Here is a 23272-nt window from a genome sequence, read left to right on the forward strand (position 1 = left end):
CGTTGGGACTTGCTGGCCGACAACGATGTTCAGCGGTCCGCCACCGTGGCTGTCGTCATACCGTACTTCGACCAGCAGGCCGATCTCGATCTGGTGCTGGCTGCCCTGGCCATGCAGGACTATCCCCGCCACCTCATCGAGGTGGTCGTCGGTGACGACGGTTCCCGGCAACCGCCCGACGTCTCCGCGGCACCATTGAGGTGCTCCGTGGTTCGTCAAGAGGACAGGGGCTTTCGCGCCGCTGCGGCGCGCAACCTCGCCGCGCGACATACCGACGCCGAGATCCTGTGCTTTTTGGACGCCGACACCATCCCCGAGCCGCGCTACCTCAGCTCCCTCGTGCGGTTGCCCTCCCTGCTGCCCGATGCGCTGGCCGTCGGGCGCCGTCGGCACGCCGACCTCACCGGATGGACGCCCGCGCAGTTGGATTCCTGGTGGTCCGGACAGACCTCACCCGAGGTGCTCGACGAGCCGCGATGGCTCAGCGACGCCTACGGGCGCACCCGCGATCTGCTCGACATCGACCACCGCGCCTACCGCTACATCATCAGCTCGGTGATGTGCTGCAGTCGCGAATTGTTCACTTATTGCGGAGGTTTCGACGAATCCTTCGACCGCTACGGCGGGGAGGACTGGGAGTTCGCCCACCGAGCGATGGCCTGCGGAGCCGTCCTGCACCATGCACGGAGCGCTGTCGCCTGGCACAACGGACCCGATTGGGCCGGTCGCGACGTGGCGGACCGGGTCCCCGGCAAGAATGTCGAAGCGCTGGCCATGGCGCGACTGATCACCGACCCGGACGCGCGCACCCACGGTCTGCGCTACGAGATACCGGACATCGCTGTGGAAGTCGATGCCGCAGACCACGCCCCCGGGTCCCTGGTCCGCACCGCCGCCTGCTTCCTCGACCGCGATGTCGGTGTGTTCGTCAGCGGCCCACGGGGTCGTGAGCTCGTCGAGGCGGTGGGCGCCGGGGACCCCCGTCTCCGGGCGTGCCCGGTGCCCGAGCACGTGCGTGCCCGCTGCCGCTTCGTGGTCACGCTGCACGGACGCCCGGTCCTGCCGCGCGATTCGGTCGCCGAGGTCCTCGCTCACTTCGAGGCACCGGGGGTCTCGCGCGTCGAGGTCCGCCATCCCGATGCCACCCTGGTGTGCCAGGCGTCCTGGGCAGCGCACCGTGCTCGGCGGTGGTCGCAGGGACCAGTGCGGTTCGTCGAGGACAGGGACCGCGCCCGTCTCGGCTCGGCCGTCACGTGCGACGCCGAAGATCTCAGGATGGATGTGGTGCCGCGCGACGCGGCGCTGGCCTGGTGAGCGTGTCCGGTCGTCGGCGCGGCCCGGTCAGCGTGTCTGAACGTCCGGCGCCGCAACGAACTGCTCTGCCAGGAATCCCAGTAGCACGTCGTTGAACTCGTCGGCGTGGCTGACCGTGATGCCGTGCGGTCCGCCGGCGATGACATGGAGACGGGAGTCCGGCAGCGCCTCGTGTGTGCGCCGGCCCGAACCGGCGAACGGTACGACGGCATCCCGGTCACCGTGCACGACCAGGCTGGGCACCGTCACCTTCGGCAGATCTTCGCGGAAGTCGGTACCACCGAAGGCCGCCATACAGGCCAGCGCCGCGGCCTTGGAAGCCTGACCGCACATCGCCAACGCGTGCTGCCGCTGATCCTCGCTGACCACGAGCCGTCCGTCGACCGAGAAGATCTCCGTCATCATCGAGTCGTAGAACGCATCCTGGTTGGCAGTCAGCGAGGCGGCCATCTTGGCGGCCTCCACCGCGCCCAAGGGACCGTCCGGGTTGTCCTTGCGGTGCGACAGGAACGGTGTCACCGAGCCGGCGAACACCACACTGCGGAGGCGCTCCACGCCCTTGCGGGCGCAATAGCTCGCAACCTCGCCACCGCCCATGGAGAACCCGACGAGCGTGGCGTCGCGCAGGTCGAGTTCCTCCAGGAGCGCCGACAGGTCGTCGGACAGGCTCTCGTAGGTGTAACCGACCAGCGGTTTGTCGCTGCGCCCGAAGCCGCGGCGGTCGTAGGTGACCACGCGATAGCCGGCGTCGCGCAGAGCTCCCAGCTGCGGGCCCCACGAGTCGCTGTTCAGCGGCCATCCGTGGATCAGGACCACCGGCCGGCCGTCACCGCCGGTGTCGTCGACGTGCAGGTTGGTGGTGCGCAACGGCCCGCGGTAAGCGGTGATCGCAGTCATGGACGACGGGTCCTCTCGGCTCGGGGTCCCTGTGCCTGTACCCGATGCCGCGGCGGTCCCTACCCGCGTGTGCGGTCGATCACGGGGGCCAGCCCGTCGAGCACCCGGGCCATCCCGAAGCGGAACGCATGGTCGGCGTCGTAGGCGCTGTCGTGCGCCTGTCCGGCCGCGGCGCCCACCCGCGCCGCGAGCGGAAACCGCTGCGAATCGAAGACTTTGACGAGCAGCGGCTGCACACGGTCCCACCAGGCCCGGTCGGTCATACCGCTGTCGGCGCGGGCGTTGTCGGCGTCGATCGCGATGCGGGCCACCGACGTAACGAACCCGAGCACATAGGTCAGGGCCGAATCCATGTCCAGGTCGGAGAGACCCAGACCGTCGAATGCGCGCAGTTCGTGCTCGTATTTGGCCATCGCCCCCGGCCCCAGCGGAGGCCTGGTGGTCGCCAGCTGCACCACCCAGGGATGCTGGGCGAACAGGTCGCGATTCTCTCCGGCGATGGTTGAAACCCTGTCGCGCCAGGGCAATCCGGCGATGTCGGTACGCGGCATCTGCCCGTAGACGGCGTCGAGCATCAGGTCGAGCAGCTCGGCCTTGCCCGGGACGTAGGTATAGGTGGCCATCGGGGCGATGCCGAGCCGCGCGGCGACCGCGCGGATCGTCAGCGCCGCGAGCCCCTCGGTGTCGGCGATCCCGATGGCGGCACCGACGACAGCCTCGACGCTGGTGCGCTGCTTGGGGCCGCGGCCCGCGCGGGTGTCGCCGCGTGTGCGCCACAGCAGCTCCAGCGTCCGCGCCGGGTCCCCGGCGCTGCTCCGGTCCGGGGTCGGAGCGGGTTTGTCCACGCGCAGATCGTAGCCGTGCTGCACGTCGGCTCGTTTTCGCGTACGTTGTACGTCGTACGTAGTACGGCAATTCGAGGAGGTTCCATGCCCATCCCGTCCACCGCTCGTGGCTTCACCCCGTCCGACGACGACGTCGAGTCCGTGCTGGCGTGGTTCGGCCGCTACGACGCGTTCGTGGAGGCCAAGGACGTCGGCGCGATGGCGGACATGGCGATGTTCCCCCTCAACGAGGTCACCGACGGTCATGCCGCGGCCTGCGATCGCGCGACATTCGTCGCGCAGATGACCGAGCAGGTCGGCGGCGCCGAGGACATCGTCATGGAGTCGGTGCGCACGCCACACTTCGTCGACGCGAATCTCGTCTTCGTCATCACGGACGCCGCCATCACCGCAGGAGGCCAGACCCAGCAGGTCCGGTACGGCGACCTGCTGGTCAAGTGCGACGGCCAGTGGAAATTCCAGACCATGGTGCAGGGCGGCTGGGACGAGTTCTGAACGAGGGCTGCGCGGTACTCGCCCCGCGAACGCTCCCCCGCCGTGACCGCGTTCGTGGAAACGTCCCAGCGGTGACCCGCCCGCACCGTCGCGACACGCCCGCCTACTGGAACCACAACACCGCCTATCACCCCTGGCTGGCCCGCATCGCCGCCGAGCACCGCGGCGACGTGCTCGACGTCGGCTGCGGCGACGGCCTGCTGGCCGCGCGCCTCGCCCCGCTGTCACGGTCGGTGACAGGCGTCGATTGCGACGCTGCCGCAGTGGAGCGCGCCCGCGCCCGGGTCCGACAGATTCCGAACGTCACGGTCACCCAGGGAACATTCGGGGAGGACAGCGACGGCGACGCGCGCTACGACCTGATCGCCTTCGTCGCAACGATCCACCACATGGATCTGCGTGCCGCGCTGGGCAGGGCGCGCGACCTGCTGCGGCCGGGCGGGGAGATCGCCATCGTGGGACTCGCCGCCAACCGGTCCCCGGTGGACTGGATGTGGTCGGGCCTGTGCCTGCCCGCAGTGCGGATCGGGTCGCTGTGGCATCGCGAAACCCGCGACATCGGCGTCGCGGTCGCCACCCCGCAGCACAGCCTGGCCGACATCCGGCGGATCGCGGACGAGGTCATTCCCGGCGCCCACATGCGGCGCGCCCTGTACTACCGCTACCTGCTGCGGTGGCGGAGGCCATGACGGCCTCGCGGCCCCCGCCGCGGTCCGTAGGCTGACCCCCGATGACCATCCACGACGAGAACCCGGTGCGCCGTCGCCTGGCCGAGCAGCCCGACACCGGCTACGTCTACCGCACCTCCTGGCGCGTGGCGACCGGGGACATCGGCAGCGACCTCAACCTGCGCCTCGACGGTGTCGCCCGCTACATCCAGGAGGTCGGTGCCGAGAACCTCGTCGACGCGGGCGAGGCCGAAGACCACCCCCACTGGCTCGTCCAGCGCACCGTCATCGACGTGATCGAGCCGATCGAGTTCCCGAACGAGGTGTCCTTCAGTCGCTGGTGTTCGGCCCTGTCGACACGGTGGTGCACCATGCGCGTCGACCTCGTCGGCAGCGACGGCGGCCGCATCGAGACCGAGGGTTTCTGGATCGCCATCAATGCCAAGACCCTGACACCGCAGCGCGCCACCGACTCCCTCATCGAACGGTTCTCGACCACGACGGACGAATACCGGCTCAAATGGCGTCCGTGGCTGCAGGATCCGGACACCACGGACCAGTCGATTCCTTTTGCGTTGCGCCGCACCGACATCGACCTCTTCGAGCATGTGACCAACACCGCGTACTGGCACGCCGTGCACGAGGTGATGGCCCACGTGCCCGACATCTGCACGCCGCCCTACCGTGCCGTCGTCGAGTACCGGAAGCCGATCAAGTACGGCGAGGAGGTCAGCGTCCGGTGGGTCCGACACGGCGAGGGGGACGCCGCCGAGGTCCACATCGCCCTGAGCGTCGGCGACGAGGTGCGGGCCGCCGCTGCGCTTCGCGCGCTGTCGTTACGCTGACCCGGTGACCGATCGTGTACTGACCCAGGTCGACAACCGCGTCGCCCTCATCACCATCAACGACCCCGACCGGCGCAACGCCGTCACCGCGGAGATCTCGGCGGCCCTGCGCGACGCGGTCGACAGCGTCCAGGCCGATCCCGAGGTCCACGCGCTGATCGTGACCGGTGCGGGCAAGGCGTTCTGCGCCGGCGCGGATCTGACCGCCCTCGGGGCGGCCACCGAGGACGGGTTGCGGGTCATCTACGACGGGTTCCTCGCGGTCGCCGAATGCACGCTGCCGACGATCGCCGCCGTCAACGGCGCCGCGGTCGGCGCAGGGCTCAACCTCGCCCTGGCCGCCGACGTGCGTATCGCCGGGCCCGCCGCCGTGTTCGACCCGCGATTCCAGAAGCTCGGGATCCACCCCGGCGGCGGCGCCACCTGGATGCTGCAGCGACTGGCCGGCCCGCAGGTGGCACGCGCATCGCTGCTGTTCGGGATGCGCCTCGACGCCGAGGCCGCGGTACGCCACGGTCTCGCGCTGGAGGTCGCCGACGATCCGGTCGCCGCGGCCCGAGAGCTGGCGGCGGGACCGGCAGGCGCCCCGCGCGACGTCGTGCTGTCGACGAAGGCCTCGATGCGCGCCACCGCCAACCCGGGCACCGTCGACCTCGACCAGCATCGACTGGCCGTGGACGTCGAGATCGGCCCGCAGGCGGCGTCCATCGAGTCACCGGAGTTCGCGGCGCGGCTCGCAGCCGCCAAGCGCCGCTGACTACGGCGCCAGCGCCACGATCCGTTCGGCGCGGCGCAGCACCGGCATGTCGACCATCTGGCCTTCGAACTGGAACACGCCGCGCTCGTCACGGGCGGCGGCCAGCACACGACGCGCCCACTCGGCGCTTTCGGCGGTCGGGGTGTAGCCCTCCCGGATCACCGGGATCTGCGTCGGGTGGATGGCGACCTTGCCGTCGAAACCCACCGCCACCGCGTCGTCGACCTCAGCCCGCAGCCCGTCGAGGTTCTTGATGTCGAGGAACACCGAGTCCAGGGCGAGCCGACCGTAGGCCTTCGCGGCGAGCAGGGTCTGTGAGCGCACGTGGCGGGCCACCTCGCGGTAGGAGCCGTCCGGATAACGGTTGGCGGTACCACCCAGCACCGCGAACAGGTCCTCGGCACCCCACATCAGCGCATAGGCGTTGTCGACGCGGGCCAGGTCCACCACGGCCAGCGCACCCAGCGGGGTTTCGATGAGCACGATGACGTTCAGCGGCGCGAGCGCGCCGACCTGCTCGGGTGTCTCGGTCTTGGCGAGCATCACGGTCGTGTAGGCCGTGCCGGACACCGCTTCCAGGTCGAGGTCGTGGTCAGGGGTGCCGGCCGGATTGACCCTCACCACGGTGCGCTCGGGGTCCAGCGGTGTGTCCGCCAGCGCCTGGCGCGCAGCCGGCCGGTCCTTGGCGGCCACGCCGTCCTCGAGGTCGAGGATCACGATGTCGGCCGCCGCCGCGGCTTTGGCGTACCGCTCCGGCCGGTCGGCCGGGCAGAACAGCCACGCGGTTCCTGCCACCAGGCTCACGCGGATTCCTCCTGAGGCCGCTTGCGCACCATCGTTTTTCGCGACGCGGTGGCCACGACATCGCCGTGTTGGTTGCGGCCGACGTGGCTGAAGGTCACGATGCCCTCGCCCGGGCGGCTCCTGGATTCCCGCTTCTCCGTCACCTCGGTCTCGGCGTACAGGGTGTCGCCGTGGAACAGGGGCTTGGGAAAGGCCACCTCGCCGAAGCCCAGGTTTCCCACGATCGTGCCTTGGGTCAACTGGGCCACCGAGAGACCCACCAGGGTCGACAACGTGAACATCGAATTCACCAGCCGCTGGTTGAACGGCGGCAACGCATCCGAGAACGCGGCGTCGAGGTGCAGCGCCTGCGTGTTCATCGTCAGCGTGGTGAACAGCACGTTGTCGGCCTCGGTGATCGTGCGTCCGGGCCGGTGCTGGTAGAGGACGCCGGTCTCGAACTCCTCGAACCACAGCCCCCGCTGGACGACGATCCGCTTCGCCGCCGGTTCGCCGCTCACGTCCGCCTGATCGTTCGGCACACTCACAGCCCGAGCTCCCGGCCGATCAGCATCAACTGCACTTCCGTTGTCCCCTCACCGATTTCGAGGATCTTGCTGTCGCGATAGTGGCGCGCGACCGAGTACTCGTTCATGAAGCCGTATCCACCGAAGATCTGGGTGGCGTCGCGCGCGTTGTCCATCGCGGCCTCGCTGGCGATCAGCTTGGCGATCGCGGCCTGCTTCTTGAAGGGCTTGCCCGACAACATCAATGCCGCCGCGTCGTAGTAGGCCGCCCGTGCGACATGGGCGCGGGTCTCCATCCTGGCGATCTTGAAGGCGATGGCCTGATTGGTGCCGATGGCCCGCCCGAACGCCTCCCGTTCCTTGGAGTACTTGACGCTCTCGTCCACGCAGCCCTGCGCGGCACCGACCGACAGCGCGGCGATCGCGATGCGGCCCTCGTCGAGGATCCGCAGGAAGTTCGCGTAGCCGCGACCCCGCTCACCGAGCAGGTTCTCTTGCGGCACGCGCACGTCGTCGAAGCTCAGCGGGTGCGTGTCCGAGGCGTTCCAGCCGACCTTGTTGTAGGCGGGCTCGGCAGTGAACCCCTCGGTCGGGACCGGCACCAGAATCGACGAGATCTCCTTCTTGCCGTTGTTGTCCCCGGTGACCGCGGTGACCGTGACGAGCTTGGTGATGTCGGTGCCCGAGTTGGTGATGAACTGCTTGCTGCCGTTGATCACCCAGTGGCCGTCGTCGAGCTTGGCGGTCGTCTTGGTAGCCCCCGCGTCGCTGCCGCCGCTGGCCTCGGTCAACCCGAACGCGCCGAGCGCCTTGCCGCTGGCCAGGAGCGGCAGCCATTCCTGCTTCTGCTCCTCGTTGCCGAAGCGGTACACCGGCATGGCGCCCAGCGAGACCCCGGCCTCCAGCGTGATCGCGACACTCTGATCGACCTTGCCGAGTTCCTCCAGCGCCAGGCACAGCGCGAAGTAGTCACCGCCCATGCCCCCGTACTCCTCGGGGAAGGGCAGCCCGAACAGGCCCATGTCGGCCATGCCCGCAACGACCTCGTACGGGAACGAGTGTTCCTCGTCGTGTTTCGCCGACACCGGCGCCACCACGCTCTGCGCGAAATCGCGCACCGTCTTGGCCAGCTGCTCGTAATGGTCCGGCAGCGTTCCCGTCGAGAGAAATGTGGTCATGTCTGCGGCTCCTTGATTGCCGTTATCCGGGCCAGCACCTGGCCCACCTTCACCTGTTCACCCGCGTCGACCAACAACTCCGCCACCCCGTCGACGGGGGCGGTCAACGCATGCTCCATCTTCATCGCCTCGACGGTCACCACAACGGTCCCGGCGGTGACCGCCGCACCGTCCTCGACACCGACAGCGACGACCGCACCCGGCATCGGGCTGGTCAGCTCGGCGTCGCCTCCTGCCTCGTCGTCGGGACGCACCGGTGCCTCCCTGACCTCCTCGACGCTCACCACGCGTCCCGCTGCGGCCAGCCACACCTGCCCACCGGCCTCGGCGACCAGGTAGTCGGTACGCAGGCCGTCGACCGTCACCGCCAACGCATCCCCGGTCAAAGACGCACTCAGCGTTCGGTTTTCGCGTCCTTCGACGACCGCGGTCGCCCTCTCCGGCGTGCCGGTGAGCCAGACGTGGTCGGTCCGGTCCCCGGCCTTGAGCCGGATCGGTGTCGGGGCGCGTCCGGCGATACGCCACCCCGACGGGACCGCCCACGGGTCGGTGGGGCCCGTCGGCCAGGACCGCAGCCAGCGGTAGGCCGCCCCGGCGATCAGATCGTCGTCCGACGGCTCGGCGGCGGTGAAGTCGGGAAGTCGGCGATCGAGGAGGCCCGTGTCCAGGTCTCCGGCGGCCACGTCCGGGTCGGCCAACAGGAATCGCAGGAAGTCGACGTTGGTCGTGAGGCCGAGCACCGCGGTGTTCGCCAGCGCGGAATCGAGCGCCCGCAGCGCGGCGCCGCGGTCATCGGCGTGGGCGATCACCTTCGCGAGCATGGGGTCGTAATCGCTGCCGACCACAGTGCCCCGCGCCAGCCCGCTGTCGACTCGGATCCCGGGCCCCGCCGGCTCTCGCAGCCCCACGACGTCGCCGCCGGTGGGCAGGAAGCCGCGAGCGGGATCCTCGGCGTAGACACGCGCCTCGATGGCATGGCCCACCAGGCGGATCTCGTCCTGCGCGATCGGGAGCTTCTCCCCCGCGGCGATGCGCAACTGCAGCTCGACGAGGTCCAGACCGGTGACCATCTCGGTGACCGGATGCTCCACCTGCAACCGCGTGTTCATCTCCATGAAGAAGAACTCGTCGGGCCGGTCGGCGGACACGATGAACTCCACGGTCCCCGCACCGGTGTAGTCCACGCTGCGGGCCGTGTCGCACGCGGCGGCGCCGATCCGTGCGCGGGTCTGCGGGTCCAGCAGGGGCGAGGGGGCTTCTTCGATGACCTTCTGATGGCGCCGCTGCAGGCTGCATTCCCGCTCGCCGAGGTGCACGACGTTGCCGTGGTTGTCCGCGAGCACCTGGACCTCGATGTGGCGCGGGTTGAGCACGAACCGTTCCAGGAACAGCGTGTCGTCGCCGAACGCCGACGCCGCTTCGCGCCGCGCACTGGCCAGCGCGGCAGGCAGGTCGGCGGCATCGTGCACCACGCGCATGCCCTTACCGCCGCCGCCGGCCGACGGCTTCACCAGCACGGGAAAGCCGACGTCGGGCGCACCGGAGATCAGGTCGTCGTCGGTCAGACCTGGACGCGAGATGCCCGGGACGACGGGCACGCCGAACCCGGACACGGCGGCCTTGGCCGAGATCTTGTCCCCCATCGTCTGGATCGCGGTGACCGGCGGCCCGATGAACACCACTCCCGCCGCGCTCAGGGCCTCGGCGAATTGCGAGTTCTCCGAGAGGAATCCGTAGCCGGGATGGACCGCCTGGGCCCCGGTGCGCTCGATCGCGGCGAGCAGGGCGTCGATGGACAGGTAACTCTGCCGCGCCGGGGCCGGGCCGATGTTCACCGCGACGTCGGCCTCGGCGACGTGGCGGGCGTGCGCGTCGGCATCGCTGAACACGGCGACCGAGCGGATCCCCATCGCCCGTAGCGTACGGATGACCCGGACCGCGATCTCCCCGCGATTGGCCACCAGAACCGAGTCAAACATCACGCCGCTCCCGATCTGTGGAAACCATCGTCACATCCTGAAGACGCCGTAGGAGACCGGCTCCAACGGAGCCTGGCCTGCGACCGAAAGAGCGAGACCCACAACATCTCTGGTGTCCACGGGGTCGATGACGCCGTCGTCCCACAGCCGTGCGGTCGAGTAGTACGGATTGCCCTGCGCCTCGTACTGGGCCCGGATCGGCGCTTTGAACGCCTCCTCCTCGTCGGGGGTCATGTCACCCCGGACGGTGGCGAGCACCGAGGCGGCCTGCTCACCGCCCATCACCGAGATCCGGGCGTTGGGCCACATCCACAGGAAGCGTGGGGAGTACGCGCGTCCGCACATCGAGTAGTTGCCCGCACCGTAGGACCCGCCGATCACCACGGTGAGCTTCGGCACGCGCGCGCACGCGACCGCGGTGACCATCTTGGCGCCGTGCTTGGCGATGCCGCCCGCCTCGTAATCGCGGCCGACCATGAAGCCGGAGATGTTCTGCAGGAACAGCAGTGGGACGAGTCGTTTGTCGCAGAGCTCGATGAAATGCGCTCCCTTGACGGCCGACTCGCCGAACAGCACGCCGTTGTTGGCGACGATACCGACGGGGTGGCCGTGGATGCGCGCGAAGCCGGTCACCAGGGTGGTGCCGTATTCGGCCTTGAACTCTGCGAACTCGCCTCCGTCGACGATGCGGGTGATGACCTCGTGCACGTCGTAGGGCACCCGCGAGTCGACGGGCACGACGTCGTACAGCTCGCTCTGGTCGGCCACCGGGTCGACCGGCGCCGCGACCTCCCACGGGGTTTCGCACTTCGGAGCGAGCGTGCCGACGATGCGGCGCACGATGCGCAGCGCGTCGCGGTCGTCGTGGGCGAGGTGGTCGGTGACGCCGGAGACCTTCGAGTGCAGGTCTCCCCCGCCGAGCTCCTCGGCGGTCACCACCTCACCGGTCGCGGCCTTGACCAGCGGCGGGCCCCCCAGGAAGATCGTGCCCTGGTTGCGCACGATCACGGCCTCGTCGCTCATCGCCGGGACGTAGGCGCCGCCGGCCGTGCAAGAACCGAGCACGGCGGCGATCTGCGGGATTCCCTTGGCGCTCATGGTCGCCTGGTTGTAGAAGATGCGTCCGAAGTGCTCGCGGTCGGGGAACACCTCGTCCTGCCGGGGCAGGAACGCACCGCCGGAGTCGACGAGGTAGATACACGGCAGGCGGTTCTGCAGTGCGATTTCCTGCGCCCGCAGGTGCTTCTTGACGGTCACCGGGTAGTACGTGCCGCCCTTCACCGTCGCATCGTTGGCGACGATCATGGCTTCGCGGCCCGACACCCGCCCGATGCCGGCGATCATCCCGGCCCCGGGGCATTCATCGCCGTACATGCCGTCGGCGGCCAGGGCAGCCAGTTCCAGGAACGGACTTCCCGGGTCGAGAAGACCGTCGACCCTGTCGCGGGGCAGCAGCTTGCCCCTGCCGACGTGGCGTTCCCGGGCCCGTTCCGGACCCCCCAGGGCCGCCGCGGCGAGCTTGGTTCGCAACTGGTCGACCAGCGCGACGTGGTCGTCGCGATGAGATGCCCGCGCTGCCATCGATGAACCCACCTTTAGTTAATGATGACTAACCGGATGGTATGTTAATCAGCATTAACTGATGCTGTCCACCACCCGAGGCAGGAGCGCGTCATGACCACGACGGATGCCACCTCACCGCGCAGCAGGGCGAAATCGGATCGTCGCAGCCAGCTCGTCGCCGCCGCCGAGCGACTGTTCGCCGAACACGGGTATCTCGCGGTCCGGCTCGAAGACATCGGCGCGGCGGCGGGCGTCAGTGGCCCGGCGATCTACCGCCATTTCCCCAACAAGGAGGCGCTGCTCGTCGAGCTCCTGGTCGGGATCAGCACCCGGCTTCTCGCGGGCGCCACAGCGGTCGTCGCGGACGCTCCCCATGCGACCTCGGCGCTCGAAGCGCTCATCGATTTCCACCTCGACTTCGCTTTCGACGAATCCGACCTGATCCGCATCCAGGACCGAGACCTGGGGAACTTACCGGCGGCAGCGAAGCGTCAGGTGCGGCGCAAACAACGCCAGTACGTCGAACTGTGGGTCGACGTCCTACGGCGGTGCGATGAGCGACGAACGGAAAGCGATGCACGGCTGATGGCGCACGGCACCTTCGGGCTGCTCAACTCCACCGCGCACAGCGTCAAACCCGGGACCACGAAAACGGCCGAGGCCGGCTCGCGGACCGTCCTGCGAGAGATGACGGTCGCGGCGCTGACCTCGGCCGCACGACGTGATTGAGCGTCAATACCAGGCTCGGCGCCCACCGACCGGACGGCCGACGGACCCCAGAATCCAGAACACCGCACCGATCACGAGCAGGACGACACCGATGTAGGTCAGTATCGACATTCCGAAAACGAGACCCAGGATGAGCAGAATCACACCGAGGACGATCATTTCCACTCCGATCTTTCAGTTATCCAGTTGTCCGGTCAGCAGAATTACTGACTGGGTTCGGGGACGTTGCAATCCGTGACCTTCGGATTGACTCCCGCATAGTTCAGTGGTCCCGCGACCACCGTCAGGGCAATGCTTCCCGCTGTGGCGCAATTGGTTTCGCCACCGCTGAAGTAGTCACGCTGATAAGCGGCGAAAACGCCGATCAGCAACCAGACGAGCACAATGACGCCGAGAATCCCTCGCATGCCGCGCCTCCTCTGTCCGCACGCCTCCATGGCGCGCAGCAGAGTTTTACCCCTAGGAAAATTGCGGTAAACCTCCGCGGCGCCAGGTCAACTGGCGAACGCGGTCACCAGCCATTCGCACATCGCCTTGCGCAGCACGGCGCGATTCTCCCGCTTGTCGATCTCGTGGCCGTCGTCGTCGAAAACCAGCAGTTCGACGGTGCGTCCCAGAGCCGTCAGGGCCTCGCACATCTGCTGAGATTCGCTGGGCGGCACGTTCGTGTCGTTGAGACCGTGCACCAACAGCAGCGGTGCGGTCACCGCGTGCGCGCGCGGCAGCGGTGAGAGCGCCTCGAGCAGATCCTGGTCGCTGACCGGGTGCCCGTACTTGGGATAGGCGGCCGAGGCGATCCACTGTTCGGTGCTGCGGTACCAGGTGTTGAGGTCGCTCATGCCGCAGATGCTGATGCCGGCCGCGAAGTGATCGGGATGGAACGCCAGCGCCGCCTGGGTCAGATAGCCGCCGTAGGACCACCCGCAGCAGGCCACCTTCCCTGCCGGCGCATGGCCGTTGTCGACGAGGAACTGCACCGCGTCGGCGACGTCGTCGATCGCGGCGAACCGGCGCTCGCGGTCGTCGGCGTGCATGAAGGAGCGGCCGAACCCGCCCGAGCCCCGCACGTTCGGCAGGAACACACAGATGCCTTCGTCGAGCAGGGCGGGGAAGAACTCGTTGTACCCGGGCCGGCCCTGACCTTCGGGACCGCCGTGCAGGAACAGCATGGCCCCGATCGTCTCGACGCCGGCCGGCGGCCGGAACAACCATCCGGTGAACGTCAGGCCGTCGCGGGCGGTGACGGTCTCCAGCGTCGGATCGGCCGACAACGGCCCGCTGCTCGGTTCGCGGTCGACGAGCTGCCATTCCCGGCTGCGCGGGTCGACGAGCTCTACGGTGGGCGGCTTCGACGGGCCCTCGACGGTGAGCGCAAGCATGGACCCACCCGCGCTGATACTGAGCTCGCTGGCCACCATGCCCGGGAGGGGAATCGGGTCGTACAGGGTGCCGTCGGCGTACTCCAGGATCTGTAATTCGCTGGCGCCGTGCAGGTTCCACAACATCGCCACCGTCGAGAGGTCGTCGCTGACCGTGAACTCGTCGAGTTCGCAGCCCGGACGTTCGGCGAGCACGTGGTAGGTGACGCCGTCGGCGGTCACCGTGACCTCGAGGAGGCGCGCATGTTCGGCGCCGTTCTCGCTGCGGATCACCGCACGCACGTACCCCTCGGTGCTGTTGAGCCCGTAGTCCTTCGCCGGGTGGTACAGCTCGGTCAGCTCACCTTCAGGACCCGTGCGCAGTCGGCGCGGACTGTGATCGTCGAGGATGACCCCGGTGTCGGTCGTCGAACCCGGGTCGTAGGGCAGCAGGCCGGTTTCGGTCAGACCGCGCAACATGATCAGGTCGCGGTAGCCCCGCGGGCCGACCCGGACCAGCGAGGCGCCCGCCCAGGCGTCGACGAGCCGGCCGCCCGAGCGCCGGTCCAGCACCGTCGTGGTGCCGGCGGACGGATCGATCAGACACGAGCTACCCACCCCGTCCTCACCGGTCAGGATGGCGGCCACCAGCGTGCCGTCCCAACTGATCAGCTCGGCCGTTCCCTCCACCCCCGACGGCCAGTGGTCGATCCGGCGCGCGGCGCGGTCGTCGGGATCGGTTGTGACAACCCAGATCTGGCTGCGCGTACCGCCTTCGGGCGCCACCTGGCAGGCCAGCCAGTGGCCGTCGGCCGAATGCATGACGCGCGTGACCGGGCCGTCGATCGGCAGCTCGACATCGCGCGACGAGCTCGCGCGCCACCCCCGCAGGAACCGCTGGACCGCCCGCGGATATCCGCCGTCGTCGACGAGATGGGCGAACGCGGTGGCGTCGGGAGACATCGACGCGCCATAGATTCGGCGGACCTGTTCTGCCACGGTTCACGATTGTGCACCGTCGACGGCCGTGACGGCATGCGGGCCGGTGTGGGACCCCCTGAGCGGCCGCACAGGTACCCTGCAGCCATGAGGTGGGTATGACGGATTCACCTGACCGCGGGCGCGACGAGCAGTGGGGCCGGGGCGGACGAGACGAGCCGACCGGCTACGGCTCTCCCGGGTATTCGGGATATTCCGACCCCGCCTATGCGAGTCAGACGCCCTACGGCGCGCCCTATCAACCGCCTCCGACGCGGCCCACCGAACGACTTCCCGCGTATGCGCCCTACGGCTACGACCCGTACGCGACAGGGCAGTATCCGAACCAGTTCGGCCAGGGTGGCGGGTCCGAACCTCCACCGGAGGGCCCGAAATCCCCCCGATGGCTGTGGATCGTCGCCGGCGTCGCGGTCGTCACCGTCGTCGGGCTGGTCATCGCGCTGGTGATCGTCAACAGTTCCCGGCAGCAGACGGTAGTGGCGCCGCTGCCGCCGCTGGCCGAACCCTCCTACACCCCGTCGCCGACGACCACGCGGCGCACTCCGACGACGACCAGACCGACGACGCCGGTGGTGCCGCTACCGACACTGCCGACCAGGCCGTCACCCACGACCACCGCGCCCACCATCCCCGGGGTCACCGACTCCGTCGTATACACCGTGGAGGGCACGGGCCGCGCCATCAACCTCACCTACGTCGACAGCGGCGGTCTGCTGCAGACGGAGTTCAACGTGATGCTGCCGTGGAGCAAGGAGGTTCTGCTGCCGCAGCCCGGTGAGGACTCGGCGAGCATCAGCATCATCAACGTGGGCCGTGAGGTCACCTGCTCGATCGCCGTCAACGGCACGCAGCTGGAGCTGCGCACCGGCGTCGGGCTCACGATCTGCGCGCCGACCCGCTAGAGGTCGCGACGGCCCGGGGTACGCACCGGCAGGAACAGCAGCAGCCCGAGCGCCAGCACGAGCACCAGGCCGCCCATGCCGGCGCGGTAGCTGTCGAAGATGTCGATGGACAGCGAAAACAGCCAGGGCGCCAGGAAAGTCGCCGCGCGCCCGGCGGTGGTGTACAGCCCGAAGGTCACGCCCTCCTTGCCGTGGGCGGCCATCCGCATCATCAGCGTCCGCGCCGACGACAGCGTCGGGCCGATGAACAGGCACAGCAGCAGCCCGCACGCCCAGAAGGCCATGACGCCCGAGAGCACCATCAGGACGACACCCACCACGATCATCGCGATCAGCGACGCGACGATCACCGGTTTGGATCCGACGCGGTCGTCGGCGCGGCCGCCCAGCACCGAGCCGAGTGCAGCCACCACGCACGCGGCGACACCGAACAGCAGCACGTCGGCCTGCGAGACCCCGTACACTTTCACGCCGAGCACGGCGCCGAAGGTGAAGACACCGGTCAGCCCGTCCCGAAACACCGCGCTCGCGCCCAGGTAGTACACGACGTTGCGGTCGCGGCGCCATTCCCTGCGCACCTCCGCCCACAGCCTCCGGTAGGCGCCGAGGAAGCCGACGCGCGGTGGTGTCTCCTGCGCGGGCGCGGTGGGCACCGCGACGAGCAACGGCAGCGCGAACAACGCGAACCAGACGGCGACCAACACCATCGCCGCGCGCACGTTCTGGCCGTCGTCGACAGCCAGGCCGAGCAGCCCGCGGGTGTCCCCCTCGCCGGAGATGAACCCCAGGTAGACCACCAGAAGCGCCAGCACACTGCCGAAATAGCCGAGGGCCAAACCGAATCCGGAGATCCGGCCGGAGGTCTTCGGGGTCGACAGCTCACGCAGCATGGCGTTGTAGGGCACCGTGGCCAGCTCGCTGCAGGCGGCGGTGCACGCGAGCAGCACCAGGCCCGGCCACAGATAGCGGTGGTCGTCGCGGATGAGGCTCAGCGACGCGGTCAACAGGACCACCAGGCCGGTCAGGATGGCCAGGGCGCGCCGGCGCCGGGCGGGGGCATCCACCAGCACTCCGGTCACCGGCGCGAGCAGCGCCACCACGAGTCCGGCGACCGCCAGTGCCCGGCCCAGCCAGCTCGCCGGGGTGGTGTCGCCGGGCAGGTCGTCGCCGACGGTGGTGGTCAGGTACACCGTGAACACGAAGGTGATGACGATCGCATTGATCGCGGTCGCCCCGAAATCCCACAGCGCCCAAGCCAGCACGCGGGACCGTGCGGCGGCTGCGGGCGGGCCCGTCGTGGGCAACACCTCGCTCATGGACGCCCACGATATAGTCCGGCGCATGCCAGTACCCGCTCCCAGCGCGGACGCCCGTGCGGTCGTCACCGGTGCATCTCAGAACATCGGCGAGGCACTGGCCGTCGAGCTCGCCCGCCGCGGCCACCACCTGATCATCACGGCGCGCCGCGAAGAGGTGCTCAACTCCCTCGCCGAGCGGCTGCGCGACCAGTACGGCGTGACCGTCGAGGTGCGTGCCGTGGACCTGGCGGACCCGGCGGCGCGCGACGTGTTCTGCGACGAACTGCTCACCCGCAACGTGTCCATCCTGTGCGCGAACGCAGGCACCGCGACTTTCGGTCCGGTCGCGGCCCTCGACCCGGCCGAGGAGCGGAAACAGGTGCAGCTCAACGTGCTCGGCGTCCACGACCTGGTGTTGGCGGTGCTGCCGGGGATGGTCGAGCGCCGCGCCGGCGGGATCCTCATCTCAGGTTCTGCTGCGGGCAACTCGCCCATCCCGAACAACGCGACCTACGCCGCGACCAAGGCGTTCGCCAACACCTTCAGCGAATCCCTGCGCGGTGAGGTGAAGGCGGCGGGCGTGCACGTCACCGTGCTGGCCCCCGGCCCGGTGCGCACCGAACTCCCCGACCCGAACGAGCAGTCGCTGGTCGAGCGCCTGATCCCGGATTTCCTGTGGATCGACACCGAATACACCGCGCGCGTGTCGCTGGATGGGTTGGACCGCAACAAGATGCGCGTCGTGCCGGGCGTGACGTCCAAGGCCATGTCGGCGGCCAGTGGCTACGCGCCGCGGTCCATCGTCGCCCCGATCGTCGGTGCGGTGTACAAGAAGCTCGGCGGCGAGTAGCACCACTTTTCACCGGGTGCAGCGGGCCCTGCGTGGCCATGGGGCTTACTGTGAGCGCTGTGCGCGACGAACTGGTGTGGATCGACTGCGAGATGACGGGCCTGGACCTTAAGTCGGACCTGCTCATCGAAATAGCGGTGCTGGTGACCGACTCGGAACTGAACGTCCTCGGCGACGGCCTGGACGTCGTCATCCACGCCGACGATGCGGCGATGTCCTCGATGGTCGACGTCGTGGCCCAGATGCACACGAAATCGGGTCTGGTCGAAGAGGTGCGCGCGTCGACGGTCGACGTCGCAACGGCCGAGGACATGGTCCTCACCTATGTGCGCGACCACGTCAAGCAGGCCAAGACGGCGCCGCTGGCGGGCAACTCGATCGCCACCGACCGTGGCTTCATCGCCCGCGACATGCCCAAGCTCGACGACTACCTGCATTACCGCATGATCGACGTGAGCTCGATCAAGGAGCTGTGCCGCCGGTGGTATCCCCGGATCTACTTCGGCCAGCCGGAGAAGGGGCTCGCGCATCGCGCCCTGGCCGACATCCACGAGTCGATCCGCGAGCTGCGGTACTACCGCCAGACGGCGTTCGTCACTCCCCCGGGTCCCTCGACCAGCGACATCGCGGCTGTCGCGGCCCAACTCGGACCCGCTGCGTCCGACGATTCGGCGCAAGGGGACTCCAGCGGCTAGTATGACCAAGCCGCTCGCGCGGCGATGGTGGCTGTAGTTCAGTTGGTAGAGCACCAGGTTGTGATCCTGGCTGTCGCGGGTTCGAGTCCCGTCAGCCACCCCGCAGGGGAAACGCCGCCTACTCCGGTAGGCGGCGTTTCTGCTGTCAGGCGTCGTTATCGCGAACCAGATAGGTGCCGTGCCCCTCGATCACGAGGCCGGCGTCGTTGAACCGCAGCACCTCGCTGACCGACCCGCCTGCCTGGTTCCGGTAGGCGATGACCAGCGTGTCGATGCCCTCGAACACGCTCTCGACGGTGAATCGCAGGTCGGGGATGCCGGCCAGCGCGGTGGTCCAGTAGTCGCGCAGGGCGGCTTTGCCTCGTACGACCCCGCCGGTGTCCGGAACGACTCTGAGCGCCACCGGGGAGGTGAAGACGACGTCGTCGTCGAAGTGCGCAAGGACGGCGTCGACATCGTGGGCGTTCCACGCCCGCTCCCAATCGGCAGCGAAGCGTGCGGCGTCGATGGTCACGGCGGCGCGCCCGTCAGACGTTCGCGTTGCCCGCTTTCCACTGCTCCCAGGGGATGTTCCAGTCACCGAGGCCGTCGGTACCCGACAGGGGCGATCCGACGGTGTTGACGATCTCGACGATGTCTCCGCGCTTGGAGTTGTCGTAGAACCACTGACCGTTGCTCGTGCTGACGTTGATGCAGCCGTGGCTGACGTTGCTCTCACCCTGACTGCCCACCGACCACGGCGCCGCGTGCACATAGATGCCGCTGTAGGAGATCTGGGTGGCCCAGTCGACCTCGGTGCGATACCCGTTGGGCGAGTTGGTCGGAACGCCGTAGGTCGACGAGTCCATCACCATGTGGGCGCGCCGGTCACCGACGATGTACACCCCGTTGTTCGTGGGCGTGCTGTTCTTGCCCATCGACACCGGCATCGTCTTGATGACCTCGCCGTTGCGGCGCACTGTGAGCGTCTTGGTGCTGTCGTCGACGCTCGTGATCACCTGGTCGCCGATGGTGAAGTTCGTCGCGACGTTCTCCTGACCGAACAGTCCGTCACCGAGGTCCACGCCATAGGTGTCGACCTTCACCTCGACCGTGGTGCCCGGCTTCCAGTATTCGGCCGGCCGCCAACGGACCTCCCGATTGTTCAGCCAGTAGAAGGCGCCCTCCACGGGCGGATTGGTCTTGACCGAGATCGCGCGCTGGGCAGCGACCCGGTTCGTGATGTTCTCGTCGAACTGGACGGCCACCGGCTGCCCGACCCCGACGACCTCGCCGTCGTTGGGCAGAACGTAAGGCATCGTGAGGTTTTCGGGCGAATGCGTCTCGAACGTCATCTGCCTGCTGGTCACGCCGCCGAGGCCCAGCGACTGGGCGGTCAGCGTGTAGCGCTTGTTGTAGCCGAGCGGCTCCGCGGTCTCCCAGGTCAGACCGTCCTTGGACAGCTTGCCCTCGACCGTCTCGCCGTCTTCGTTGACCATCGTGACCGACCCGAGCACACCGTCCTCGGCGCTGACGGTGACGGGCGCTCCGGCGCTGACCCCCACGGCGCCGTCTCGCACCGACGAGGTGAGCTTCGGGATCAGCAGATCACCGAAGGGGGTGCCCTTGTCACTGATGACCTCGGGCTTGGGTGTCTCGGAGCTCCCACCGCACGCGGTGAGGCCCAACACCATCGCGGGGACAAGCGCGGCGGCCACCATCCAGGACCGCCTCCTGCGCGCACGGTTCACCGTGTTGACCTGCCTCATACTCCGCTCCACCTCGCATACAGGGCTGTCGCCCACAGTCGTCGACGACGATTCTACGGTCAGATTCGATGTGGGAGCACGACTGCGGCGTCGGCATCGGACACTCGCGGCAATCGATTTTCGTCCTGCGCCGCGGGCCTGTTATTGTCTCACACGCGCGCCGTTAGCTCAGTTGGTAGAGCAGCTGACTCTTAATCAGCGGGTCCGGGGTTCGAAACCCTGACGGCGCACCACACGAAGAAAGCCCCGCTCCGGCGGGGCTTTTCTCGTCCGCACTGTCGTCATACGCCATCCCGATCTTCGACGTCCTCGTCCGTCAAAATTGACGCGTTCAGCAAATAGACCCGGTAGCGTCGACTGCGACGCCGGCACCCGGTGCGAGACGCAGAAAGCGTCCCCCTCCACACGACGAGAGACGAGACCCTGTGACCTTCTGCGCGAACCTCCTCAAGATCGGTTCGGTCGCGGCGACCCTGGGCATCGGATTGGGGCTGAATGTGACCGCCGTATCCGGTGCCGCAACGACACCGGGACATGTCTCCATTTCGGAGGACGGCCGCCTGATCATGCAGGAGGGCAGCGCGACCGCTTCGACGATGGCAGGTATGGAGGGTTACGCCGTCGCGCGGGGTGTCAACGCGTTGGCTCGTGGACAGGGGTTCGAGGACAGGGTTCTGGTCAACGGCGACGGCAGCTATGTGAGCGCCGGATTCGGTTTGCCCTTCCAACGCAACCTGATCGATGTCAACGGTGAACGCGTCCGCGTCACCGTGTTCAACGGAATGAACAACCGGATCAACATCACGGGCGACAACAACGTCGTCGAGACCCATGCTCGCAACAGAATCACCATCGAAGGAACCGCGAACCTCGTCTCCACCTTCGGTGAATACAACAACATCACGGTGCGCGCCGACCGGCAGATCGTCAGTATCGGTGAAGAGCGCAATGTGAAGATCTGCCGGGGCACCGGATGCCCGTCGGCACGCAGCGCAGCGCGCGCCTCCCGCGACGTCGCCGTGATCACGGGGTCGTCTTACCGCGGCCCGCTCTTCGGTCTGTTCGGCGACGGGATCGACGCGGCTTCGGACTGCGCCGGAGACGCGTGCAACGGCGGTCGCGGCGGTCTGCTCTGGGGTAACGGCGGAGACGGCGCCAACGGCGGCACCGGTGGCGCAGCAGGGCTTTTCGGCACCGGCGGGCGCGGAGGCGACGCTTCGGCAACGGCGGCCGCCGGAGAGGGCGGACGGGGTGGCCTCCTGTTCGGCAGTGGCGGTGCCGGCGGCAGCGGCAATGACGAGTTCCTCGATGCGGGGCGCGGCGGCGATGCCGGTCTGGTGGGCCACGGCGGTGCCGGAGGTGCCACCTCGGCCGCCGACGGCCAGGGAGGAGCCGGGGGTCGTGGTGGCCAGATAGCCGGCAACGGCGGCCGGGGCGGGGACGCTACGGGCGATAACGGTGTGGGCGGCGATGGCGGAGATGGGGTGTCACGCGGCCGGGGCGGTCATGGTGGTAACGGCGGCTCTTTGACTGCCGACACCGGATTCGGCGGCGACGGCGGCGACGGCGGCACCCGGTCGGGCCGGGGCGGCAACGGCGGCACCGGAGTCGGCATCTTCACCGGCTTCGGCGGCAACGGGGGCAACGCCCGCGGTATCGGCGGTGGCGGCACCGGCGGAGACGGCATCAGCACGGACATCGCGGAGGGAGTCGGCGTCGGGGGCAGGGGCGGCGACGCTGCCAAGGTCGGCAACGGCGGAGACGGCGGCCAAGGCCATGGACCCTACGCCGGAGCGGGCGGTGACGGCGGTTCAGGCGGGTACGTCTATGGAGACGGCGGAGACGGGGGCGACGCCACGGCGGATGCCGAAATCGGTGTCGCGGAGGGTGGCGACGGCGGCGACGGGGGCGATGGCACCCGCGAAGGTGGCTCGGGCGACGGCGGTAGGGGCGGGTCGGGCGATGGAGGCATCGTCGGGCGCGGGGGCAGTGGCGGCGACGGGGGCGGCACTGCCGGCGATGGCGGCGACGGAGGCGACGGCACCACCGAGGGTGGCGACGAAGGGGACGCGCCCGGCCGCGGTGACGACGGCACCGCCGGAGACGGCGATGGGGGTTCCGCGGCCGGATAGTCCGCGGTTCAGCGTCGAGGCGCCCCCGGGCCCGGCTGCTGGCCGAGCAACGGGTTGACCCCACCCGGCTGCCCGACATGCTCGCGCTGATGCTGCTGGATGGCCTGCATCAGCGGGTTGTCCTTCACCAGCTGGCGCTTGTCCTCTTCGGACAGTTCGTAGAAGGTCCACATGCCCCACGCGGCCGGTCGCACGTACAGGGTGACCTTCTGCCGCTTGCGGGTGTTCTGCGGCAGCATCGCCGGGATTGCCACCACCCTGTCCAGCGTCACGGCACTGGCCAGTTCCTGGGCGAGCTTGTCCACGTCGGTGGTGTCCTGAAGTTCGTACACCGACGCCTGATGACTTGGCTGCGCCGGGCCCTGCAGGGCGAGAAACCACGCCATGCGGCGTCTCCTTCGCTGTTCGCTCGTCGTTGGTCAGCGCCAGCGTAGAGGACAACGCGTGCGCTCCACGCCCACCCCTTGCCGACGTCTCGCGGCCCGGAGGTCGTGCCGCGACCGGCCGGGAGTGAGGCGGCGGAGACGCCCGTTGGGAGTGTTTTACCTCGTCGGCGCGATGCCATGTGCTAGATGTCACAGGTCGGGGACACTATCCGCGCTATGAGCCACGGCCCTTCGGTAACGGCTCGTACCCCAAGCAAGATTCCCACCCACTTTGCGCTGGGCAAAGGTTCCGATGGGTGTTATGGTTCGGTTAGCTGACGCGGT

The 23272-nt window shown here is 68.6% G+C and carries 24 protein-coding genes and 2 tRNA genes; 12 read left to right on the forward strand and 14 right to left on the reverse strand.

The genetic code is table 11. The annotated features are described in order from the left end of the window. Window positions 1-45 precede the first annotated feature (45 nt). Window positions 46-1314: a glycosyltransferase family 2 protein gene (locus FHR72_RS16110; RefSeq protein WP_183469789.1), complete on the forward strand. Its 1269-nt coding sequence runs from the start codon at window positions 46-48 to the stop codon at window positions 1312-1314. Between the two features lie 27 nt (window positions 1315-1341). On the opposite strand, the gene FHR72_RS16115 is transcribed toward FHR72_RS16110, so the two are convergent. Continuing rightward, window positions 1342-2211, reverse strand: coding sequence for an alpha/beta fold hydrolase (locus FHR72_RS16115; protein WP_183469791.1), 870 nt, complete (start codon window positions 2209-2211; stop codon window positions 1342-1344). 59 nt (window positions 2212-2270) lie between these two features. Further along, a complete protein-coding gene (locus FHR72_RS16120) occupies window positions 2271-3080 on the reverse strand; it encodes a TetR/AcrR family transcriptional regulator (RefSeq protein WP_311736165.1) in 810 nt (269 codons plus the stop codon). A 60-nt stretch (window positions 3081-3140) separates the two neighbouring features. Between FHR72_RS16120 and FHR72_RS16125 the strand changes: the two genes are divergently transcribed. The 4 genes from FHR72_RS16125 (at window position 3141) to FHR72_RS16140 (ending at window position 5821) form a co-directional block, all read left to right on the forward strand. Continuing rightward, window positions 3141-3551, forward strand: coding sequence for a nuclear transport factor 2 family protein (locus tag FHR72_RS16125; protein WP_183469792.1), 411 nt, complete (start codon window positions 3141-3143; stop codon window positions 3549-3551). Window positions 3552-3622: 71 nt separating this feature from the next. Further along, window positions 3623-4240 carry a class I SAM-dependent methyltransferase gene (locus FHR72_RS16130; RefSeq protein ID WP_183469795.1) on the forward strand — a complete coding sequence of 206 codons (618 nt, stop codon included), beginning with the start codon at window positions 3623-3625 and terminating at the stop codon, window positions 4238-4240. A gap of 47 nt (window positions 4241-4287) precedes the next feature. After that, the gene (locus FHR72_RS16135; RefSeq protein WP_396888467.1) at window positions 4288-5064 is read left to right on the forward strand and encodes an acyl-[acyl-carrier-protein] thioesterase; all 777 of its coding nucleotides are present in this window, start codon (window positions 4288-4290) and stop codon (window positions 5062-5064) included. A 4-nt stretch (window positions 5065-5068) separates the two neighbouring features. Then, on the forward strand, window positions 5069-5821 hold the full coding sequence (locus FHR72_RS16140; RefSeq protein ID WP_183469799.1) for an enoyl-CoA hydratase: 753 nt from the start codon (window positions 5069-5071) through the stop codon (window positions 5819-5821). On the opposite strand, the gene FHR72_RS16145 is transcribed toward FHR72_RS16140, so the two are convergent. Genes FHR72_RS16145 through FHR72_RS16165 form a run of 5 tightly spaced genes read right to left on the reverse strand, consistent with a single transcriptional unit; the run spans window position 5822 to window position 11869 of the window. Continuing rightward, entirely contained in the window at window positions 5822-6625 is an 804-nt protein-coding gene (locus tag FHR72_RS16145; protein ID WP_183469800.1) for an HpcH/HpaI aldolase/citrate lyase family protein, read from the reverse strand. Beyond that, a complete protein-coding gene (locus FHR72_RS16150; RefSeq protein ID WP_311736166.1) occupies window positions 6622-7125 on the reverse strand; it encodes a MaoC family dehydratase in 504 nt (167 codons plus the stop codon). Before FHR72_RS16150 ends, FHR72_RS16145 begins: the two co-directional genes overlap by 4 nt. A 23-nt stretch (window positions 7126-7148) precedes the next feature. After that, the gene (locus FHR72_RS16155; RefSeq protein WP_183469804.1) at window positions 7149-8309 is read right to left on the reverse strand and encodes an acyl-CoA dehydrogenase family protein; all 1161 of its coding nucleotides are present in this window, start codon (window positions 8307-8309) and stop codon (window positions 7149-7151) included. Continuing rightward, on the reverse strand, window positions 8306-10288 hold the full coding sequence (locus FHR72_RS16160; RefSeq protein ID WP_183469806.1) for an acetyl/propionyl/methylcrotonyl-CoA carboxylase subunit alpha: 1983 nt from the start codon (window positions 10286-10288) through the stop codon (window positions 8306-8308). The genes FHR72_RS16155 and FHR72_RS16160 overlap by 4 nt, the downstream gene beginning before the upstream one ends. 30 nt (window positions 10289-10318) lie before the next feature. Next, window positions 10319-11869, reverse strand: a complete 1551-nt coding sequence (locus FHR72_RS16165; protein WP_183469808.1) for a carboxyl transferase domain-containing protein — start codon at window positions 11867-11869, stop codon at window positions 10319-10321. 93 nt (window positions 11870-11962) lie between these two features. Between FHR72_RS16165 and FHR72_RS16170 the strand changes: the two genes are divergently transcribed. After that, window positions 11963-12580 carry an SACE_7040 family transcriptional regulator gene (locus tag FHR72_RS16170; RefSeq protein ID WP_183469810.1) on the forward strand — a complete coding sequence of 206 codons (618 nt, stop codon included), beginning with the start codon at window positions 11963-11965 and terminating at the stop codon, window positions 12578-12580. Between the two features lie 3 nt (window positions 12581-12583). Here FHR72_RS16170 and FHR72_RS16175 read toward each other — a convergent pair whose 3' ends face one another. The 3 genes from FHR72_RS16175 to FHR72_RS16185 all read right to left on the reverse strand — a co-directional run bounded on the left by FHR72_RS16175 (window position 12584) and on the right by FHR72_RS16185 (window position 14901). Continuing rightward, window positions 12584-12739: a DUF6131 family protein gene (locus tag FHR72_RS16175; protein WP_183469812.1), complete on the reverse strand. Its 156-nt coding sequence runs from the start codon at window positions 12737-12739 to the stop codon at window positions 12584-12586. Window positions 12740-12783: 44 nt separating this feature from the next. Then, window positions 12784-12987 carry a hypothetical protein gene (locus FHR72_RS16180; protein WP_183469814.1) on the reverse strand — a complete coding sequence of 68 codons (204 nt, stop codon included), beginning with the start codon at window positions 12985-12987 and terminating at the stop codon, window positions 12784-12786. Window positions 12988-13074: 87 nt separating this feature from the next. Beyond that, entirely contained in the window at window positions 13075-14901 is a 1827-nt protein-coding gene (locus tag FHR72_RS16185) for an alpha/beta hydrolase family protein (RefSeq protein WP_183470222.1), read from the reverse strand. A 134-nt stretch (window positions 14902-15035) separates the two neighbouring features. On the opposite strand from FHR72_RS16185, the gene FHR72_RS16190 reads away from it, so the two are divergent. Then, window positions 15036-15839, forward strand: a complete 804-nt coding sequence (locus FHR72_RS16190; RefSeq protein ID WP_183469816.1) for a hypothetical protein — start codon at window positions 15036-15038, stop codon at window positions 15837-15839. Here FHR72_RS16190 and FHR72_RS16195 read toward each other — a convergent pair. After that, window positions 15836-17155: an MFS transporter gene (locus FHR72_RS16195; protein ID WP_183469818.1), complete on the reverse strand. Its 1320-nt coding sequence runs from the start codon at window positions 17153-17155 to the stop codon at window positions 15836-15838. The two genes, FHR72_RS16190 and FHR72_RS16195, sit on opposite strands and share 4 nt — an antisense overlap. Before the next feature lie 25 nt (window positions 17156-17180). On the opposite strand from FHR72_RS16195, the gene cmrA reads away from it, so the two are divergent. From cmrA to FHR72_RS16210, 3 genes are all read left to right on the forward strand, one after another. Beyond that, window positions 17181-17987 (forward strand): mycolate reductase, encoded by an 807-nt coding sequence (gene cmrA, locus FHR72_RS16200; protein WP_183469820.1) that lies wholly within the window; start codon window positions 17181-17183, stop codon window positions 17985-17987. 59 nt (window positions 17988-18046) lie between these two features. Further along, complete coding sequence (gene orn / locus FHR72_RS16205) at window positions 18047-18682, forward strand: oligoribonuclease (RefSeq protein ID WP_183469822.1); 636 nt, start codon at window positions 18047-18049, stop codon at window positions 18680-18682. 27 nt (window positions 18683-18709) lie between these two features. Further along, window positions 18710-18782, forward strand: a tRNA-His gene (locus tag FHR72_RS16210). A gap of 45 nt (window positions 18783-18827) precedes the next feature. On the opposite strand, the gene FHR72_RS16215 is transcribed toward FHR72_RS16210, so the two are convergent. Both FHR72_RS16215 and FHR72_RS16220 read right to left on the reverse strand, forming a co-directional pair. Then, window positions 18828-19196, reverse strand: a complete 369-nt coding sequence (locus FHR72_RS16215; RefSeq protein WP_183469824.1) for a nuclear transport factor 2 family protein — start codon at window positions 19194-19196, stop codon at window positions 18828-18830. Window positions 19197-19209: 13 nt separating this feature from the next. After that, the gene (locus tag FHR72_RS16220; RefSeq protein ID WP_183469826.1) at window positions 19210-20430 is read right to left on the reverse strand and encodes a L,D-transpeptidase; all 1221 of its coding nucleotides are present in this window, start codon (window positions 20428-20430) and stop codon (window positions 19210-19212) included. Between the two features lie 157 nt (window positions 20431-20587). On the opposite strand from FHR72_RS16220, the gene FHR72_RS16225 reads away from it, so the two are divergent. Together FHR72_RS16225 and FHR72_RS16230 are read left to right on the forward strand one after the other, a co-directional pair. Then, window positions 20588-20663: transfer RNA gene (locus tag FHR72_RS16225), tRNA-Lys, on the forward strand. A gap of 192 nt (window positions 20664-20855) precedes the next feature. Next, the gene (locus FHR72_RS16230; RefSeq protein ID WP_183469828.1) at window positions 20856-22562 is read left to right on the forward strand and encodes a PGRS repeat-containing protein; all 1707 of its coding nucleotides are present in this window, start codon (window positions 20856-20858) and stop codon (window positions 22560-22562) included. An 8-nt stretch (window positions 22563-22570) separates the two neighbouring features. On the opposite strand, the gene FHR72_RS16235 is transcribed toward FHR72_RS16230, so the two are convergent. Continuing rightward, window positions 22571-22948 (reverse strand): hypothetical protein, encoded by a 378-nt coding sequence (locus FHR72_RS16235; RefSeq protein WP_183469830.1) that lies wholly within the window; start codon window positions 22946-22948, stop codon window positions 22571-22573. Window positions 22949-23272 lie beyond the last annotated feature (324 nt).

Origin of the sequence: Mycolicibacterium iranicum, assembly GCF_014190915.1 — a bacterium.
Taxonomy (GTDB): Bacteria; Actinomycetota; Actinomycetes; order Mycobacteriales; family Mycobacteriaceae; genus Mycobacterium; species Mycobacterium iranicum_B.

What these genes read in the sequence shown, in the direction of transcription:
- FHR72_RS16115 (WP_183469791.1), bottom strand. Translation starts at nt 2,211, where the DNA reads ATGACTGCGATCACCGCTTACCGCGGGCCGTTGCGCACCACCAACCTG.
- FHR72_RS16125 (WP_183469792.1), top strand. Translation starts at nt 3,141, where the DNA reads ATGCCCATCCCGTCCACCGCTCGTGGCTTCACCCCGTCCGACGACGAC.
- FHR72_RS16155 (WP_183469804.1), bottom strand. Translation starts at nt 8,309, where the DNA reads ATGACCACATTTCTCTCGACGGGAACGCTGCCGGACCATTACGAGCAG.
- FHR72_RS16160 (WP_183469806.1), bottom strand. Translation starts at nt 10,288, where the DNA reads ATGTTTGACTCGGTTCTGGTGGCCAATCGCGGGGAGATCGCGGTCCGG.
- FHR72_RS16165 (WP_183469808.1), bottom strand. Translation starts at nt 11,869, where the DNA reads ATGGCAGCGCGGGCATCTCATCGCGACGACCACGTCGCGCTGGTCGAC.
- FHR72_RS16170 (WP_183469810.1), top strand. Translation starts at nt 11,963, where the DNA reads ATGACCACGACGGATGCCACCTCACCGCGCAGCAGGGCGAAATCGGAT.
- FHR72_RS16175 (WP_183469812.1), bottom strand. Translation starts at nt 12,739, where the DNA reads ATGATCGTCCTCGGTGTGATTCTGCTCATCCTGGGTCTCGTTTTCGGA.
- FHR72_RS16180 (WP_183469814.1), bottom strand. Translation starts at nt 12,987, where the DNA reads ATGCGAGGGATTCTCGGCGTCATTGTGCTCGTCTGGTTGCTGATCGGC.
- FHR72_RS16185 (WP_183470222.1), bottom strand. Translation starts at nt 14,901, where the DNA reads ATGTCTCCCGACGCCACCGCGTTCGCCCATCTCGTCGACGACGGCGGA.
- FHR72_RS16190 (WP_183469816.1), top strand. Translation starts at nt 15,036, where the DNA reads ATGACGGATTCACCTGACCGCGGGCGCGACGAGCAGTGGGGCCGGGGC.
- FHR72_RS16195 (WP_183469818.1), bottom strand. Translation starts at nt 17,155, where the DNA reads ATGAGCGAGGTGTTGCCCACGACGGGCCCGCCCGCAGCCGCCGCACGG.
- cmrA (WP_183469820.1), top strand. Translation starts at nt 17,181, where the DNA reads ATGCCAGTACCCGCTCCCAGCGCGGACGCCCGTGCGGTCGTCACCGGT.
- FHR72_RS16220 (WP_183469826.1), bottom strand. Translation starts at nt 20,430, where the DNA reads ATGAGGCAGGTCAACACGGTGAACCGTGCGCGCAGGAGGCGGTCCTGG.
- FHR72_RS16235 (WP_183469830.1), bottom strand. Translation starts at nt 22,948, where the DNA reads ATGGCGTGGTTTCTCGCCCTGCAGGGCCCGGCGCAGCCAAGTCATCAG.